This is a genomic window from Rhizobium leguminosarum, assembly GCF_002953715.1.
Taxonomy (GTDB): Bacteria; Pseudomonadota; Alphaproteobacteria; order Rhizobiales; family Rhizobiaceae; genus Rhizobium; species Rhizobium leguminosarum_V.
In genome coordinates, this window is sequence record NZ_CP025012.1 from 2,860,325 (window position 1) to 2,877,977 (window position 17,653).

A 17,653-nucleotide genomic window follows, 5' to 3' on the forward strand; every position below is an offset into this window, starting at 1 on the left:
GTTGGAGACCACAGCGGCAAATTCACTGCCGCCGTAGCTCCCTTATTCCATCGGCACAGCCACGAACCGCAGATCGCCATTCGCCGATGCGATCATCAGCTGGGCGTTGCGGCGGCCTTCCTGTTTCAGCGCCTGCACCTTGGCGGCGACGGCATCCGGTGACTTCATGAACTCCTGCGCCACCTCGACGATCACATCGCCGGGCTTCAGCCCCTTTTCGGCCGAGGCGGAGCCGGGCGTCACCTCTGTCACGACGACGCCGTCGACGCTCTCGGCGATGCCGAAGGCCTTGCGCGTCTCAGCGCTCAAAAGCGACAGCGACAGCCCGAGCACGTTCTTCGGCGTTGCCGCATCCGGCGACACCTGGCCCTTATGCTGGTCGGGCGTACCCGGTGCGGGTTGGGCCTGATCGCCGGTGTCAGGCTGGTCCATGTCGTTGTTCTCGCCGGGATCCGGTGTGATGACGCCGTCATCCTGCGAGCCATCAGGCGCCGCATCGTCGGATGCAGCCGCCTGGTCGCTGTCCTCAAGCCGGCCAAGCTTCACCTTGACGGTCTGCTCCTTGCCGTCGCGCAGCACCACCACGTCGACTTCCTTGCCGACCGTGCTTTCCGCCACGACACGCGGCAGGTCGCGCATTTCGCTGACGGTCTTGCCGTCGAATTTCAAAATGACGTCGCCCGCCTTGATCGAGCCGTCATCAACCGGTCCACCCTTGATGACGCCGGCGACCAGCGCTCCCTTTGCAGTGTCGAGCCCGAGGCTGTCGGCGATATCGTCTGTCACCGGCTGGATGCGCACGCCGAGCCAGCCGCGCCGCGTCTCGCCATATTCGCGCAGCTGATCGACGACGCCGGAAGCAAGCTCCGACGGCACCGAGAAGCCGATGCCAATCGAGCCGCCGCTCGGCGAAATGATCGCCGTGTTGATGCCGATCACTTCACCCTTCATGTTGAAGAGCGGGCCGCCGGAATTGCCTTTGTTGATCGCCGCATCCGTCTGAATGAAGTTGTCGTAGGGGCCGGCATTGATGTTGCGGCCGCGCCCGGAAATGATGCCGACCGTCACCGAACCGCCGAAGCCGAACGGATTGCCGATCGCCATCACCCAGTCGCCGATGCGCATCGTGCTGGAATCGCCGAATTTCACGGATTTTAGCGGTGCCTTCGGCTCAACCTTCAGCACCGAAAGATCGGTCTTCGTATCGGTGCCGATCAGCTTCGCCTTAAGCTTCGAACCATTGGCGAAATTGATCTCGATGTCGTCGGCGCCCTCGATCACATGGTTATTGGTGACGATATAGCCGGCAGGATCAATAACGAAGCCGGAGCCGAGCGAGCTGACATTGTGGTTGCCGCCCTTGTTGCCCTGCTGCTTGTTGAAGAAATCGTTGAAGAATTCCTGGAAAGGCGACCCGTCGGGCGCGCGCGGCGCCGGGCCTGCGCCCTCATCGTCCTTCACATTCTGCGAGGTCGAGATGTTGACCACCGCGTCGAGCAACCCCTCGGCAAGGTCGGCGACCGAAGCCGGGCCGTTATTGGGCACGACGGCCTGGGTCGGGGCGGCCTGCTGCGGTGCGGCGGGTGCGGCAGGCGTAGGAGCGGGAGCAGCCGTTTCCGGAGTAGCCGGAGCGGGCGCGGCAACCCCGGGCGCTGTCGTCTCAGCTGCGGTTTGGGCGTACGCGACCCCGTTCATGCCGGCATGCGCAAGAATTGCAGCGCTGGCCATAAGCGCGAGCGTTCGTCTGAAGGGCGAGCGAATCGTGGGGGCCATCAAGCTTCCTCATAAGGGGTACATGCGCACATTGAGCACCAGCATAAGGCGGAATGATGGAGGGCGAAATCACCTTTTCGCGAAATCCCCGTGCAATGTGACGTGCCCTCGCAAAAGCCTAATTATCGCGACCATTCCACGAAAAAAGGGCCGGCACTCGGGCCGGCCCTTTCAGTATTATCGGGGGTATCCCCTACTTCAATTCGTCGGCTGGGCAGGTGCCCCAGGCGCTGCCGGAGCCGGTACTGCCGGGCTTGCTGGCGACGGATGCAGGGTGCCGGCGGCATTGTCGAAATAGCGGAAAAATTCCGAATTCGGCGACAGCACCAGCGTCGTGTCCTGCGACGAGAGAGCGGAGGAATAGGCCGCCATCGAGCGGTAGAACTCGAAGAAGGCTGGATCCTTGCTGAAGACCTCGGCGAAGACGCGGTTACGTTCCGCATCGCCCTGGCCTCGAAGGATTTCCGCATCGCGCTGCGCGCCTGCGGTGAGCTCGACAACCTGACGGTCGGCGACGGCTCGGCGCCTCTGGCCTTCCTCATTACCCTCGGCACGGATGCGCTCGGCCTCGGCAAGGCGTTCCGAACGCATGGCATTATAGGTGTTCGGCGCAACCTCCGGCGAAAGGTCTGTGCGGCGGATGCGAACGTCGTCTATATGCAGGCCGAGATTTTCGGCATCTGTGCGCAGATCGTCGCGAATCTCCAGCATCATCGCGACACGCTCTTCCGAGAGCGCCGCATTGTAGTCACGCAGACCGTAGACGCGGCGAAGCGATGAATCGAGCTGCGCTCTCAACCGCGCTTCCGCAGCTTCGCGATCGCCCGATACCGTTTCGCGGAAACGGCGGACATCCGAGATGTTGTAGATCACGAAGGCATCGACGTCGAAGGTCTGGCCGTCCTGGACCTGAACCCGGATATTGTCGAGATCGAGCCTCAGCGCCTGCTTTTCGACCAGCTGAACGCGGTCGGCATCCATGAAGCCGAAGGGCAGCTTGAAATAAATGCCAGGCTCGGTCTTGACCGACTGGATCTGGCCGAAACGGACGACAATGGCCTGCTCACGTGCATTCACCACGAAGATGGACGAATAGAGCCCGACCAAAACGATGGCGAGGATGAGAAGAATGATGGGAAGTCTGTTCGATGTCATGACTCAACCTCCCTGCTGCGCCGGTTTGCCGAGCTCATTGAGCGGCAGATAGGGCAGGACGCCCTGCTTCTCGTCGATGATGACCTTCCGGGAATTCTTCAGCACCTGCTCCATCGTTTCCAGGTACAACCGCTTGCGGGTCACGTCGGGCGCCTTGGAATATTCGTCGTTGATCGCCGTGAACCGCTGCGCTTCACCTTCCGCTTCCTTCACGACACGGTCCTTGTAGGCGGCTGCATCTTCACGGATTCGCGCCGCATCGCCTCGCGCCTGGCCGAGCTTCTGGTTGGTATAGCGATTGGCCTCTTCGATCGTGCTATCGCGGTCACGGCCGGCACGCTGCACTTCTTCGAAAGCATCGGCGACTTCCCGCGGCGGCGCCACGTTCTGGATCGTCACGCCGGTGACGGTCACGCCCGCGCCGTAGCGGTTCATCGTGTCCTGCAGGATATTGAGCACATCCACTTCGATCGGCTGGCGATTGCTGCGGAAGGCGTCCTGCGCCGGACGCCGGCCGACGATTTCACGCATCGCACTGTCGGAAACCTGCTGCAGCGTCTCTGCCGGATTTTCGACGTTGAAGAGATAGGCCTTCGGATCGCTGACGGTGTAGAAGACAGCGAACTGCACGTTGATAACGCTCTTGTCGCTGGACAGCATCAGGCCGTTCGAAGACGATGCCGAAGTCGCCCCGATGTTCAATTGCTGTACGGTCACCTTGACCGTCTCCACGGTCTCCATCGGCCACAGGTGGAAATGCAGGCCCGGCATCGAAATCTCGTCCTTCGGCTTGCCGAACCGCAGTTCGACGCCGCGTTCGTCCGGCTGCACGACATAGATGCACTGGATCAGCCAGAAGACGGCGACGATCGCCGCGACGATCACTGCCACGCCGCCATTGAAGCCGCCGGGAATGATGTTGCGCAGTTGGTCCTGGCCGCGCCGGATGATATCTTCCAGATCAGGCGGTCCGCCCTTGCCGCCGCCACCGCGCGGCCGGTTCGGCCCCTGTCCCCATGGTCCCTGATTATTACCGCCGCCGCCGCCCCAAGGGCCGCCGCCGCCATTCTGATTGCTCCAGGGCATCAAAACCTCGTTGTTCGTTAAGTCTCGACGCATCCGAAACCGTGGGGGCTGACCGGCGGACGCGTTGGTGACCGTTATAGGTATCGCCGCATCGGCTTTCAACGCAGCGTGAGAAACTTGGTCAATTTAATTGGAAAATAGTTCATTTTCAGGCGTGACGGCGTTCGTAGACGACGAAACGCGTGGGATAGCTGTCCTTTTCGCCGGCCGGAACCGCGATCGCCTCCCCCGCCTGCCAGATATCGGGATCGATCGCGGGAAACGCCGCGTCTCCGTCGAGATCGGCCTCGACATGCGTGATGCACATCCGGTCGGCAAGGCCGATCGCCTGGACATAGACCTGCCCGCCGCCGATAATGCAGATCTCGTCGACGCCGGTTTCGAGCGCCAGCCTGTCGACTGCCGTCATCGCCTCGGGCAGCGAATGGGCCATGGAGACATCAGGATGGTCTATCGCCGCCTGCCGCGAGATGACGACGTTCGGCCGTCCCGGCAGCGGCTTGCCGATCGAATCGTAGGTCTTGCGGCCCATCACCACAGGCTTGCCCAATGTCAGCGCCTTGAAGCGTTTGAGATCGCTCGAAAGCCGCCACGGCATGTCACCGTCACGGCCGATAATGCCGTTGCGAGCAACGGCGGCGATAATGGTCCTGCGGATCTCGGCCATGGAATATCCTGGATCAGACGGCGATCGGCGCCTTGATGCTGGCATCGGCCTCGTAGCCGATCAGCTCGAAATCGTCGAAGGTGAAGCCGAAAATGTCCTTCACCTCAGGACTGATGCGCATGAACGGCAGCGGCTTCGGCCGGCGCGCAAGCTGCAGCTTCGCTTGGTCGAAATGGTTGTGATAGAGATGGGCGTCGCCGAGCGTGTGGACGAAATCGCCAGGCTTCAGTCCGGTCACCTGTGCCACCATCATCGTCAGTAGCGCGTAGGAAGCGATATTGAACGGCACGCCGAGGAAGATATCGGCCGAGCGCTGGTAGAGCTGGCAGGAAAGCTTGCCATCAGCCACATAGAACTGGAACAGGCAATGGCAGGGCGGCAGCGCCATTTCGTCCACTTCGGCCGGATTCCAGGCCGAGACGATGTGGCGGCGCGAATTCGGATTATTGACGATGCCTTTGACGAGATTGGCGATCTGGTCGATATGGCCGCCGTCGGGCGCTGGCCATGAGCGCCACTGAGCGCCGTAAACGGGCCCGAGATCGCCGTTTTCATCGGCCCATTCGTCCCAGATCGAAACGCCGTTCTCCTTGAGATAGCGGATATTCGTCTCGCCCTTCAGGAACCAGAGAAGCTCGTGGATGATCGAGCGCAGATGCAGCTTCTTCGTGGTGAGGACGGGGAAGCCCTCTTCCAGGTCGAAGCGCATCTGGTAGCCGAAGACCGAGCGTGTGCCGGTGCCGGTGCGGTCGCCCCGGTCGGAGCCCTTTTCCATCACATGATTCAAGAGATCGAGATATTGCTTCATGTCGCGCTGATTCCGTTTTGGCTAATTTAAACCTTCGACAGCGGGAAACCAATCACCGCCGGGCATTTTCCTAATGTTTCTGATGGGTCGCATAACGCTTTTATGACGTTTGCCCTTTCCTTGGGCCGAGGAAACCACTATATCACCCATGCCGGCTTTCGGGCCGGCTATGGCGATAAATGAGCGGTGTAATAAACCTATTGGACCCGGGGGCGGTACCCGGCGCCTCCACCAAAAACCGGCGGTCTCGAAGGCCGGCTTTTGATGGGGGCGAAACAGGATCGACAAGGGTGTAAAGATCGTCTTTTTGCTCGGCATTGTACCGCCGTTATCGGGCTAAAATTGTAGTTGCAAACGACAACTATGCGGAAGCTCGTCTCGCTGCTTAATCGCGGTGTGACACTTCAATCAAAGTCCTAGTGGTTCGCACCTCTAGGCGGGGTCCGAAGGCACCTGGCAACAGAAGCCTTCACCTTCTCCCTGCCGCCGAAATCATGTATGCTGCTTAAAAACGTGACTCGGCTCCGGTCTTTCCCAAGGCGCCCGGACGTGGCATACAACCTTGTGAAAAGACTCCGAACCGACGAAAGACAGGAAAAGCATGGGGCAGGATCATATCCGCTACGACATTCTGGCACAGGATGCACTTCGCGGCGTCATCCGCAAGGTATTGGCGGAAGTCGCAGCCACGGGCCGCCTGCCCGGTGATCATCACTTCTTCATCACCTTCCTCACGGGCGCGACCGGCGTGCGCATCTCCCAGCACCTGAAGTCGAAATACCCCGAGCAGATGACTATCGTCATCCAGCACCAGTTCTGGGACATGAAGATCACCGAGACGCATTTCGAGATCGGTCTTTCCTTCTCAGACGTTCCGGAAAAGCTGGTCATCCCATTCAATGCGATCCGCGGCTTCTACGATCCCTCCGTCAACTTCGAGCTCGAATTCGACGTGCCGCTCGCCGATGGCGAGGAATTGCCGTCCGGTGAAATCACCGCCTATCCGGTGGATGCGGCTGGAAAGCCCGATGACGCCGCGGGCGCAAAACCCGCCGACGGCGAGGAGAAAAAACCGGGCTCCGTCGTGTCGCTCGACTCCTTCCGCAAGAAACAGTGATTTGAAGGGAGGCCGAGCCTCCCTTTTTCATAGGGAATTCAGGCAAACGCATGAGCGCCGAAATCATCAATCTGCGCCAGTTCCGCAAGAAGCAGGCTCGCTCCGAAAAGGAAAAGCAGGCCGAACAGAACCGCATCTCCTTCGGCCGCGCCAAGGCCGAAAAGCAACTGACCCGCAGCCTGAACGACAAGGCCGAGAAGGCCCATCGCGACGGCCGGATCGAGACCGATGACGACGGCGCGTGAGGGTTTCACGCAAAGCTTGAAATGCCGGAATGGATTCTGCGATCAGCCACTTGCGCGGTTTCCCTGAATCGATCTGCCAATCCACGCATGATTTGACACAATGTCCTGAGCGCGTCCTCGCGGCGCTCTAACCGGGATGTGAAGGCGCTCCATGATCCGCAAGCATTCGGCGACATTGCACGGTCATCGCACCAGTTTCTCGCTTGAAGACGAGTTCTGGGCCGAGCTGAAGATGATTGCCGCAGGCCGTTCGATACCACTCGCCGCCCTGATCTCCGAAATCGACGACCACCGCCCGCCGGATAGCAACCTGTCCTCGGCGCTGCGCTTGCATGTGCTTTCCTGGCTGAAGGCCGGCGGCGACCGCCGGCCGTGACCCGGGCCTGATGCATGTTTCACAAATCCGCGGGGCGATTTGGGACGCAAAGTCAATGAAAACAAAGATCTGAAGCGCCTTGCATGAATCAAATTCTATGCAATCTCACTGCGCCTGAACGCCCGGCAACTGGTCGAAATTGAGCGGACCCGGCTGTGCTTGCCCGCTGCGCCGTGCCGCTTCCGCCTCGGCGGCAGCCCTCGCCTGCGCATCCGCCTTCGCTTTGGCTTCCGCCGCGCGTGCAGCCTCTGCCTCGGCAACAGCTTTCTCAGCGGCTGCTTGCTGCGCCAGTGCACGCAGCCGCGCTTCCTCCGCCTGCCGTTGTTTCTCGAGCTCGGCCGCCTTGATGCGCTCGGCGTCGTTGAACCGGTAGAGCGCCACCTCGCGGCGCAGCCGCTGTTTTTCGAGCACAATCGCCTGCAGCCGTTCGACCCGCCGGCGCTCGCGCTCAAAAGCGCGCAGCGACAGATAGCTGGTGATATCGGTCACATCCATCGTCTTGCCGGGTGACGGCAGCATGCCGGAAAAATTCAGCTTGAGCGCCGGCTCGGCGCCGGAAAGCGCTTCGCTGCCCGGATTGAACCCGACACCCAGGGTCGCGCTGACCCGCTCTTCCGGCAGCGCGATCTGCGCATCGGCGGTGATGCGGGCGAGATCGTTGGCGACGGTGACATTCTGCACCCTCAGCGTCCCGTCAGCGATGTTGAAGGGGACGCCGAGCGGCGGCAGCTTCGCCTCGCCGTTGCTGAGCAGCGTCTCAATGATCGGGTGCACCTTGCCGGCATTGATCTGCTCCTGCATCGTATCGGTCGCGGCAAGCAGCGGCGGAAGGATGGCAAGGTTCAGCCCGCGTATGCTGGTATCGCCAAGCCTCAGTTCGCCCGAACCATTGAGCGAGCTGGCGATCTCGCCGATCGTCTTGCCCGAGGCCTCCATCGACAGCGACAATCCGAACTTGCCGTTGGCGATCGGCGCACCGTCGCGCAGCCAGACGACGCCGGAAAGATCGGAATCGGCAAGCGCAAGCTTCGTCTGCAGGAAACCCGTGCCGTTGGCATTGGTGAAGAGCAGGTTGCCGGAAAGCTTTCCGCCGTCCCAGTTGCCCGCCATGTCGTTAAGCTGCAGCTCGTCGCCCTTGTAGGCGACGTTGCTGGTGAAGTCGGACACCGCCGTTTCCGGCAGGCCGGGCCAGAACTCCTTGGCCGTCAGCTTCACGTTGACGTCGAGATCCTTGAAGATGGGCAGCCCCAGCGGCGCCGTCGTCAGCTGACCGTTGGCGGGATCGACGATCTGGCCGAACACCGCCTCGCCGAGCCAGCCGGCATCGGCCTTGGAGAGCGTCAGCCCGCCGCTCGCGGTCGTCTTCGCAGCTTTCCGGTCGAAGCTCAACGCGCCTGAAAATTCGTTGTCGGCCGCATGGCCCTTGAGATCCGAAAAGGCGATCTTGTCGCTATCGACGGCGGCATTGACCTGCAGGCCGAACGGCAGCCCGGTTCCGGTCTGCGGCAGGGCGATGCCGTTCATGATGAGATAGGGGTCGATATCGGCACTGTCGAGCGAAAGCGCGATCTGACCGTTCATAAAGGTCTCCGGCCGGACATCGACCTTGCCGTTGGCGGTGAACGAGGTCCGGTCGGTTGCAAAGCTCAGCGCCGCATCGGCGGGATCATTGCCCGATACCTTCACCTTCAGCGTCAGGCGGCCGTTGGCCCCGACATCGACTGGCAGCGGATCGAGTCCAGCCTGGCCGAACAGGATGGACGGCACGGCATTTTCGAGCGTCGCCTCAAGGCTCGTCGTGCCGTTGCCGGTCAGCGCCAAGAGATCGGACATGCGGTAATCGAGATTGACGCGGCTGCCGTTCGAGACACCGGCAAGCGTCACCGTCAGCGCGTTGCCCTCGTCGCCGCCGAGCGTCAGCGCGCCGCGAAGCGCCGTATTGCCGTACCACCCAGCATTGCGCACCAGCCGGTCAAGCACCGGGTGATGCGGTAGGTGCTCGCGCAGCATGGTAAAGAAGCCGCCGGGGTCGGCCGATTTGAAGGTGATTTCACCCGCGCCCTTGTAGTCGAGCAACGAGCCTTCCGCCCTACCCGTCGCCGTCAGCTCTGCGCCTGCGATATTCTTGATCGACAGCCGGTCGACGGCAAGCGCCCCATCGGCAATCGTAAAGGTGGTCTCGACATTCTCGGCGTCGACGCCGAAGGCCGTGAACTTATCGGCCTTGAGCTGGGCAGCGATCTTGTGGTCGAGCACGTTATCGCCGGCATCCGGGCCGGTCATGAGCCCGCTCAGCGCCTGCAGCGCGTCCAGATCGAGCGTATCGCCGTTCAGCGCCACCGACAACGTCGGCGTCTGGCCGGAGATCGCCTGGCGCTCCAGCCGACCCTTCAGCGTCGCCGGTCCGATGGCAATCTCGAGATTTTCAAAACGCTGCAATTCGTGCGTCAGGCTGACATTGGCGGAAAAGCCCGCCTGCCGCAATTGCCGGATGGCCGGATCGACCGAGCCGGCAAGCCAGGAGGCAAGCCCCGTCGGCTGGCTGGAGGCCACCACGATCTGGCCATTAAACGAAGCTTCGCCCTGAAGCAGCAGCTTGCCCTTGCCTTCCACCTGCGTGCGCCCCGGCAGCGTGCCGGTGGCGCTATCGATCATCCAGCCAGTGCCGGCCGGTTCGAGCTCCAGCTGCACGTCGCGCAGCGTCGTATCGCCGGCGACGATCGCCGGCAGTTTGACGCTCGCCTTGCCCGGCACCTGCGGGATCGGCACCTGCCGGACGACATCGATCAGCGAATTCAGCCGTTGGCGCGCCGAAACAGCGGGATCCCGTGTCGTCTTGCCCGCCGAGCCCTGGTTGCCGATGCGGTTGACGTCGATCTGCTGCCCATCGGCGGTCAACAGGAACTCCGGCGCATTGCCGGTATCGAGCGTCGCCTCGCCGGTTATGACATAGGGATCGTCCGTCGGGCCGATCTCCATCCGGTATTCGGGAATGCGGATGCGTTCATTGGTGAGCTCGAAGCGGCCCTTGACGCGCGGCGGCTGCTCTTTTTTGTTGGCGGGCTTGGCGCTGTTGCGGGTCTCGATCGCTGCCGAAAGCTGGCCTTGATAATTCGGCTTGCTGTCGACGAGCTTCAACTCACCGTCGAGATCGACGCTGACGGGATGCTCGTCCGGCGAAAGCCTCGTGCGCATGCGCAGCACGCCCTTCTCGTCCGGCTGGCTGCTCGAGATCGAGAAGCCGCCATGCTCGCCGTCAAGCGCAGCGTCGCCCTCGATGCGCCAGGGGCCGGCCAGCGACTTTGCCGACATTTCCGCATTGAGGCCGGTGATACGACGCGAGCGGCCCGACTGGTCGTCGATGAATTCGACCTCGCCGCCGCTGACATGGACGTTTTCGAGTACGACTGTCCTTGCCGGTATTTCCGCGCGGCTGCCGCGCATCCAGTCGAGCGTGCCGTCCTTCAGCAATCTCAAGCGCACCTTCGGATTGACGATGCGCATGTCGAAGATCAGCGCTTCACCCGACAGGAATGGTGCGAGCTCAGCATCCATGGAGAACTGCTCGACCTTGACGATCGGCGTACCGTCAGCTTCCTGGCCGACGCGCACGTCATGCAGCGTCACCGATGGAAACGGCAGCAGGCGCGCATCCACCGTGCCGTAGACCGTGACTTTCTTGCCAATGATGCGGCTTGCCTGATCCTCGAAATTCTTGCGGAAATCCGTCCAGTCGATGAACAGCGGCGCAAGCAGCGCCACAAACAGCACTACGACGATCACTCCCCCCAGAAAGACGAGGAACCGGCCTACCAATGCAAAGCGTCTCCATTCGGGATTCTGTTGCCGACACTAGAGCATGATGCCGAAAAGTGTGAGCGGTTTTCGGACGACATCATGCTCTAACTCTTTATTTGAGAACAGGATTCAGATTTCAGGTTGAGCCGGCGCAACATCATCCTGTTCTAGCGCTATTCATGCCGGGGGCAAGGCCCAAGTTCATGAGAATATTCCGTTTTCAGCCATGGTGGAAAATCTTGCCGGGATTGAAGATATCGTCTGGATCGAGCGCCTGTTTCACCTGTCGCATCAGATCCACCGCGCCGCCGAGCTCCTGTTCCAGAAACGCCATCTTGCCTTGCCCGATCCCGTGTTCGCCGGTGCATGTCCCGTCCAGGTCGAGCGCCCGCTGGTTGAGTCGCTGCACGAAGCTCTCAGCCCTGGCGATGTCTTCGGCACTCCTGTCGTCGAACAACAGCAGCACATGGAAGTTCCCGTCGCCGGCATGGCCGACGATCGGCCCCAACAGCCCGTGCTCCTCGATATCCGCCTGCGTTTCGGAAACACAATCGGCGAGCCTCGATATCGGAACACAAACATCGGTCGAAAGTGCGGCAAGCCCAGGCGCCAGCGCCCTTGCGGCCCAATAGGCGTCGTGGCGCGCCTTCCAGAGCTTCGTCCGATCCTCGGCATTGGCCGTCCACAGGAATTCGCCGCCGCCGCATTCCGCCGCGATCTCGGCAAAGGCTGCCGATTGCAACGGCACCGTCTCGTCGGTGCCGTGGAATTCGAGGAACAGCGTCGGGCTTTCGGCATATGAGAGCTTGGAATAGGCGTTGCAGGCCCGCATCTGCACCGTATCGAGCAGCTCGATGCGCGCCACCGGAATGCCCATCTGGATCGTCATGATGACGGCATCGCAAGCGGCCTTGATGCTTGGAAAGGCACAGGCCCCTCCGGCGATCTTCTGCGGAATCGCCTGCAAGCGCAGCGTCACCGAAGTCAGGATGCCGAGCGTGCCCTCGGCGCCGACGAAGAGCCGCGTCAGGTCGTAGCCCGCCGAGGATTTGCGGGCGCGCCGGGCCGTGCGGATCTCCTCGCCATTGGCGGTGACCGCGGTGACGGCAAGCACATTGTCCTTCATCGTTCCGTAGCGCACCGCATTGGTGCCGGAGGCCCGCGTCGAGGCCATGCCGCCGATCGAGGCGTTGGCGCCGGGATCGATCGGGAAGAACAGGCCGGTATCGCGCAAGTGGATGTTCAGCGCCTCGCGTGTCACACCCGGTTCGACGGTGCAGTCGAGATCTTCGGGATTGACCTCGAGCACCCGGTTCATGCGGCTGAAATCGATCGAAATACCGCCATTGGCGGCATTGACCTGGCCCTCCAGCGAGGTGCCGACACCGAAGCCGATCACCGGCACCTTGTGGGTCGCACACACCCTGACCGCTACCTTCACGTCCTCGGCGCTCTCGGCGAAGAGCACACCGTCCGGCAGCTGCGGCGGGATGTAAGTGGTCGTATGGGCATGCTGTTCGCGGAAGGACTGGCCGGTCTGAAAACGTTCGCCGAAGCTCTGCTTGAGAATACCAAGCACCGCGGCAATTCCGGCCTCGTTGCGTGTGCCCGCCTTCGCGTCCTTCAGCGCCATCCCTTTGATCTCCCTGCCATTCCGCAGAAACCATATCGTGTTCCGCAGCTCAGGCTGGGTATGCGGCAAGTCAAAGCGGCTGTCCAGTTAAGATTGGCAGAAGATTTCATTCCCCTTTTGTTATAGGCCGGTGGCTATAGCCAGATCCGCCGCCCTCGCACCTCAGACAATCGGCGGATTGAGCCGCGCAAAACCCTCCTGCCGCCGATAGGGAAAATAGGGATAGGGCGCAGTGACAGTGCTGACCGCGTCGAGCCTTTCGATCTGCTCCTTCGACAGGCTCCAGCCGCTCGCGTCGAGGTTCTGCCTGAGCTGTTCCTCATTGCGGGCGCCGATGATGACGCTCGATACCGTCGGCCGGCCGAGCAGCCAGTTGATGGCGATCTGCGGCACCGTCCGGCCGGTTTCCAATGCGATGGCATCCAGAAGCTCGACGATGTCGAATAGTTTCTCGTCGTCGACAGGCGGGCCGTATTGCGCCGTCTCGTGCAGCCGGCTTGCCTTGGGCAGCGGCTGGCCGCGGCGGATCTTGCCGGTCAGCCGGCCCCAGGCAAGTGGGCTCCAGACGAGGGCTCCCACACCCTGGTCGGCACCAAGCGGCATCAACTCCCATTCGTAGTCTCGCCCCGCCAGCGAATAATAGACCTGATGGGCGACATAACGCGGATAGCCCCAGCGCTCGGCGGCGGCAAGCGACTTCATCAGTTCCCAGCCGGCAAAATTGGAAACGCCGACATAACGGATCTTGCCTGCAGCGACGAGCCCGTCGAGCGTCGACAGCACCTCCTCGACCGGCGTCGAGGCATCGAAGGCGTGAAGCTGCAAGAGGTCGATATAGTCGGTCCCGAGCCGGCGCAGCGCATCCTCGGTCGCGCGGATCAGCCGCGCCCGCGACGTTCCCCAGTCCTGCGGCCCCTCGCCCATTGGCAGCGCCGTCTTCGTCGAGATCAGCACAGCGTCTCGCCGGCCTCGGATCGCCTGGCCGAGCACCTCCTCGGAAGCGCCGGCCGAATAGACGTCGGCCGTGTCGAAGAGATTGACGCCGGCTTCGAGGCAGATATCGACAAGCCGCCGCGCTTCCTCGGCATCGGTATTGCCCCAGGCGCCGAACAGCGGCCCGCTGCCGCCGAATGTGCCCGCGCCGAAGCTCAAGACCGATACTCTGAGGCCGGAGGCACCGAGATTTCTGTAGTCCATGGATCTGTCTCCTGTATTTCCTATCAGATAGACCTCGGTCGCCCGATGATATAGATTGCCTAAAAGCAAATCATCTGTGACTTAAATTCATCATGAGCCGTCAGGACATCAATCGCTCCGGCGAAATGGAAGTCTTTGTCAGCGTCGTCGAGCGCGGTGGCTTTTCCGCGGCCGCCACGGCCCGGCGCATGACGCCGTCGGCTGTCAGCAAGCTCGTCGCCCGGCTGGAGACCCGCCTCGGCGCCCGCCTCGTCAACCGTTCGACCCGCAGGCTGCAACTGACGCCGGAAGGCTGCGCCTTCTACGAGCGCAGCATCGCCATCCTTGCCGATATCGCCGAGGCTGAACGTCAGGTCTCGACAGGCGAACAGGCCTCAGGCCGCATCCGCATCAACACCAGCGGCTCCTTCGGCAACCATGTGCTGGCGCCGCTCGTGCCTGCCTTCATGGCGCTTCATCCGGCCGTGACACTGGATATTTCCCATACCGACAGGATAGTCGACCTGATGGAAGAACGCGCCGATGTCGCGATCCGCGCCGGCCCGTTGAAGAATTCCAGCCTGATCGCCCGCAAGCTTGGCGCCACCAGCAGGATCATCGTCGCGTCGCCGGATTATCTATCGCGCCACGGCGAACCACGCTCGACCGCCGATCTCCGCCGCCATTGCCGCATCGGCTTTTCCTACGCCCGCGCCGTAGAGGGCTGGCCGCTGCGCGAGGACGGCGAAACGCTGATGATCCCGATCACCCCCGGCGTGCAGGTGGGAGACGGCGAGGCGATGCGCCACCTCGCTTTATCAGGCGCCGGCCTTGCCCGCCTTGCCGCCTTCACCGTGCGCCCCGATATCGAAGCCGGGCGCCTGGTGCCGGTGCTCGAAGAGGCCAATCCCGGCGATCTCGAGGAGTTTTACGCCCTCTATATGGGCCAGGGCGGCCTACTGCCGGCGCGTGTACGCGCCCTGCTTGATTTTCTTGCCAGCCATGTGCGTTTCTGACGATACCCCGCCCAAACCGTGCAGCGGCTTCGGAGGGAGACATACAAAACAATGGCTTAGAGCGGCCGCATGAATCAAATTCGCATTCCAGGGCGCTGGGAAGTCAGATTTCGCAATTGACCGCCCGTCTTCCACCCGCCTATACCGGACCCGCGCCAGCCGGCTCTTGTAGCCGGCCTTTCTTCGTCATGCCGGAGCCCCTCCCATCTTCAGCCTCAGGGCTTGGCGCCGGCCAGGAAAGACACGGGGATCATGTCATTCAGCGACGCAAGCCGCCTGCTGCGGGATGCCGGCCTGCCGAAATGGGCGCTGCTGCTCGCGCTTTCCACTGCTCTCGTCGTCTTCCTCCAGCTCTTCGCCCTGCCGGCCTCGCTGCTGATCGGACCGATGGTCGCGGCAATCGCACTGGCGCTGACTGTCGGCAAGGGAAAGCTTCGCGTGCCGTTCTGGCCGCTGCAGGTCGGCCAGGTCCTCGTCGGCCTGATGATGGCGCGCACCATCACCCCTGACATTCTCGGCACCATGGCGAAGGACGCGCCGCTCTTCCTGCTGTTCATCTTCTCGGTCATCGCCATCGCCACCGGCCTCGGCTGGCTGCTGACGCGCTGGCAGGTGCTGCCGGGCACGACCGCAGTCTGGGGCTCCTCGCCGGGCGGCGCCTCCGCCATGGTCATCATGTCGGAAGCCTATGGCGCCGATGGCCGTCTCGTCGCCTTCATGCAGTATCTGCGCGTCGTCTTCGTCGCCGTCGGCGCCTCGGTGATCTCGCGCCTGTGGGTGGCAGCCGACGGCACCGAGCCGCCGCCGCTTGTCCTCTTTCCCGAGATTGACTGGCCGGCCTTTGCAGCGACGATGGCTTTTGCGGTCTTTTGTGCCTATGGCGTTTGGCGCCTGCGCCTCCAGGGCGGCACGATCATCGTGCCGCTCTTTCTCGGCGCCTTGCTGCAGGGCATGGGCCTCCTGAAGATCGAGCTGCCGATGTGGCTGCTCGCCATCGCCTATGCGCTGGTCGGCTGGAGCATCGGCCTGCGTTTCACCCGCTCGATCCTCAAGCACGTGGCGCGCGCCCTGCCGAGGGTATCGGCCTGCATCGTGCTGCTGATGGCGCTCTGCGGCTGTATGGCGGTGGCCCTTCACGTCTTCGCCGGCATAGATCCGCTGACCGCCTATCTCGCCACCAGCCCCGGGGGCGCCGATTCCGTCGCTATCATCGCCGCCTCCAGCGATGTCGACGTGCCCTTCGTCATGGCGATGCAGACCGGCCGCTTCCTGGTGATCCTGATGATCGGCCCGATGCTCGCCCGTTTCATCGCGCGCCGTTCCGGCCTTGCGGAAAATCCCGCCTGATGCATGTCGCCCAAAAGTGCGATGCGGTCTTGGGATAACGACATGCGTAAATCAAAGACTTAAAGCGCGTTGCATGAATCCGGATTGACGTGAGGCGCTTTAGAGCGCGGCGCCGAGTTATGCGCGAGCGCTGCCCATTGGCCGGGGGTCATGCCGTAGGCCTTCTTGAAATGGCGGTTGAGATGACTCTGATCGGCAAAGCCGGTCGCCGCCGCCACATCGGAAATCCCCTCGCCCGCGCCGATCATCGCCCGCGCCCGCTGCAGCCGCCGCATCAGCAGGTAGCGATGCGGGCTGGTGGCGAAGGCCGCCCGGAAATGCCGCGACAGCGCGAAACGGTCGAGCCCCGTTACCGCTTCCAGCTCTAGAGAATGCACTGCCCGGGTCGCATGCGCCTCAAGATAATCTCGCGCCGTCTGCGCCTGCCGCCAGGCGATACCGCCGAGCGGCCGGCGCGGCATACGCGCATGCCGCGACAGCCCGCCGGTCACTCGCGATACGAAATCGTCGACGAAAAGCTCGTCCAGTTCGCGGTCGAGTTCGCCGAGTGCTGCCAGCAGCACGCCCGCCAGCGCGGGATCGCCGATAACGGGTTCATCGACAAAAGGCAGGCCGACGCCATCCGCTTCCAGGCATTCAAGAAGCAGCGACGGCTCCAGATAGAGCATGCGGTACTGCAGCCCGTCCTCGGTCCCCGCCCCGCCGTCATGCTCCTCATCGGGATGCAGCACGATCACCTGCCCCGGCATGCTGAAGCGCCGCTCGCCGCGATAGCGGAAGGTCTGAACCCCCTTCAGAGTCACGCCGAGTGCATAGGTATCGTGTCGGTGCGGCTCGAAGGCATTGCCTGAGAACTGCGCCTCGATGCGCTCGATGCCGGGAAAGGCCGGCGCAGCCAGGATGGCGTTGCCGGTTGGTCCCGCGCACAAACGTTCAAGACCTTCGAAGACCTGCGGATGTAAATCCTGGTTCAACGCGCCCGATACTCCATAACCCGTAAATAGGTGAAAGACCGTCTCATGTTTGATACCAAAATTGCCGTCGTCCTGCGAAACAATCTTGCCGGCTGGCAGAAGCTGAACGTCACCGCCTTCCTGATGACAGGCATCGCCGGCCGACATCCGGAGATCATCGGCGAAGCCTATCGGGACCGCGCCGGTAATCTCTACAATCCGCTATCGATCCAGCCGATCATCGTGCTCTCCGCCGACGAGGCGACCATATCAGCCGTTCATCACCGGGCGCTGGAGCGCGATATCACCAGTTCGTTGTTCATCGAGGAGATGTTTGCGACCGGCCACGACGCGGCCAACCGCGCCGTCTTCGCCGAATTTGCGCCCGAAGATGCCAAGGTGGTCGGCATTGCGCTGCGCGCCGAAAAGAAGATCGTCGATAAGATCACCAAGGGCGCGACGATGCAGCATTAACAAAAACGGCCGGGCTAAGCCCGGCCTCT

15 protein-coding genes and 1 other RNA gene are annotated in these 17,653 nt (G+C 62.4%); 7 read left to right on the forward strand and 9 right to left on the reverse strand.

Annotated features, from left to right (window positions below; genetic code table 11):
* Nucleotides 1–42: 42 nt before the first annotated feature.
* The 5 genes from CUJ84_RS14535 to CUJ84_RS14555 all read right to left on the reverse strand — a co-directional run bounded on the left by CUJ84_RS14535 (nucleotide 43) and on the right by CUJ84_RS14555 (nucleotide 5,489).
* A complete protein-coding gene (locus tag CUJ84_RS14535; protein WP_105006730.1) occupies nucleotides 43–1,773 on the reverse strand; it encodes a Do family serine endopeptidase in 1,731 nt (576 codons plus the stop codon).
* 198 nt (nucleotides 1,774–1,971) lie between these two features.
* Nucleotides 1,972–2,928 carry a protease modulator HflC gene (gene hflC, locus CUJ84_RS14540; protein ID WP_105006731.1) on the reverse strand — a complete coding sequence of 319 codons (957 nt, stop codon included), beginning with the start codon at nucleotides 2,926–2,928 and terminating at the stop codon, nucleotides 1,972–1,974.
* Between the two features lie 3 nt (nucleotides 2,929–2,931).
* On the reverse strand, nucleotides 2,932–4,014 hold the full coding sequence (hflK, locus tag CUJ84_RS14545; protein WP_003560923.1) for an FtsH protease activity modulator HflK: 1,083 nt from the start codon (nucleotides 4,012–4,014) through the stop codon (nucleotides 2,932–2,934).
* A gap of 148 nt (nucleotides 4,015–4,162) precedes the next feature.
* A complete protein-coding gene (locus CUJ84_RS14550) occupies nucleotides 4,163–4,681 on the reverse strand; it encodes a dihydrofolate reductase (RefSeq protein WP_105006732.1) in 519 nt (172 codons plus the stop codon).
* A gap of 13 nt (nucleotides 4,682–4,694) precedes the next feature.
* The gene (locus CUJ84_RS14555; protein ID WP_105006733.1) at nucleotides 4,695–5,489 is read right to left on the reverse strand and encodes a thymidylate synthase; all 795 of its coding nucleotides are present in this window, start codon (nucleotides 5,487–5,489) and stop codon (nucleotides 4,695–4,697) included.
* A gap of 111 nt (nucleotides 5,490–5,600) precedes the next feature.
* Between CUJ84_RS14555 and ssrA the strand changes: the two genes are divergently transcribed.
* The 4 genes from ssrA to CUJ84_RS14575 all read left to right on the forward strand — a co-directional run bounded on the left by ssrA (nucleotide 5,601) and on the right by CUJ84_RS14575 (nucleotide 7,227).
* Nucleotides 5,601–5,963, forward strand: a transfer-messenger RNA (tmRNA) gene (gene ssrA / locus CUJ84_RS14560).
* Between the two features lie 127 nt (nucleotides 5,964–6,090).
* Nucleotides 6,091–6,606 (forward strand): SspB family protein, encoded by a 516-nt coding sequence (locus CUJ84_RS14565; protein ID WP_003541317.1) that lies wholly within the window; start codon nucleotides 6,091–6,093, stop codon nucleotides 6,604–6,606.
* A 50-nt stretch (nucleotides 6,607–6,656) separates the two neighbouring features.
* Nucleotides 6,657–6,851, forward strand: coding sequence for a DUF4169 family protein (locus CUJ84_RS14570; RefSeq protein WP_027683783.1), 195 nt, complete (start codon nucleotides 6,657–6,659; stop codon nucleotides 6,849–6,851).
* A 151-nt stretch (nucleotides 6,852–7,002) separates the two neighbouring features.
* Entirely contained in the window at nucleotides 7,003–7,227 is a 225-nt protein-coding gene (locus CUJ84_RS14575) for a ribbon-helix-helix domain-containing protein (protein ID WP_105006734.1), read from the forward strand.
* 105 nt (nucleotides 7,228–7,332) lie between these two features.
* Here CUJ84_RS14575 and CUJ84_RS14580 read toward each other — a convergent pair whose 3' ends face one another.
* From CUJ84_RS14580 to CUJ84_RS14590, 3 genes are all read right to left on the reverse strand, one after another.
* Nucleotides 7,333–11,043 carry an AsmA family protein gene (locus CUJ84_RS14580; protein ID WP_105006735.1) on the reverse strand — a complete coding sequence of 1,237 codons (3,711 nt, stop codon included), beginning with the start codon at nucleotides 11,041–11,043 and terminating at the stop codon, nucleotides 7,333–7,335.
* A gap of 202 nt (nucleotides 11,044–11,245) precedes the next feature.
* Complete coding sequence (locus CUJ84_RS14585; protein WP_105006736.1) at nucleotides 11,246–12,658, reverse strand: FAD-binding oxidoreductase; 1,413 nt, start codon at nucleotides 12,656–12,658, stop codon at nucleotides 11,246–11,248.
* A 162-nt stretch (nucleotides 12,659–12,820) separates the two neighbouring features.
* A complete protein-coding gene (locus CUJ84_RS14590) occupies nucleotides 12,821–13,855 on the reverse strand; it encodes an aldo/keto reductase (protein WP_105006737.1) in 1,035 nt (344 codons plus the stop codon).
* Between the two features lie 92 nt (nucleotides 13,856–13,947).
* On the opposite strand from CUJ84_RS14590, the gene CUJ84_RS14595 reads away from it, so the two are divergent.
* Both CUJ84_RS14595 and CUJ84_RS14600 read left to right on the forward strand, forming a co-directional pair.
* The gene (locus tag CUJ84_RS14595) at nucleotides 13,948–14,850 is read left to right on the forward strand and encodes a LysR family transcriptional regulator (protein WP_105006738.1); all 903 of its coding nucleotides are present in this window, start codon (nucleotides 13,948–13,950) and stop codon (nucleotides 14,848–14,850) included.
* 252 nt (nucleotides 14,851–15,102) lie between these two features.
* On the forward strand, nucleotides 15,103–16,197 hold the full coding sequence (locus tag CUJ84_RS14600; protein ID WP_105006739.1) for an AbrB family transcriptional regulator: 1,095 nt from the start codon (nucleotides 15,103–15,105) through the stop codon (nucleotides 16,195–16,197).
* Nucleotides 16,198–16,256: 59 nt separating this feature from the next.
* Here CUJ84_RS14600 and CUJ84_RS14605 read toward each other — a convergent pair whose 3' ends face one another.
* Complete coding sequence (locus CUJ84_RS14605) at nucleotides 16,257–17,171, reverse strand: AraC family transcriptional regulator (protein WP_105006740.1); 915 nt, start codon at nucleotides 17,169–17,171, stop codon at nucleotides 16,257–16,259.
* A gap of 45 nt (nucleotides 17,172–17,216) precedes the next feature.
* Between CUJ84_RS14605 and CUJ84_RS14610 the strand changes: the two genes are divergently transcribed.
* Nucleotides 17,217–17,624 carry a DUF2000 family protein gene (locus CUJ84_RS14610; RefSeq protein WP_105006741.1) on the forward strand — a complete coding sequence of 136 codons (408 nt, stop codon included), beginning with the start codon at nucleotides 17,217–17,219 and terminating at the stop codon, nucleotides 17,622–17,624.
* Nucleotides 17,625–17,653: the final 29 nt, after the last annotated feature.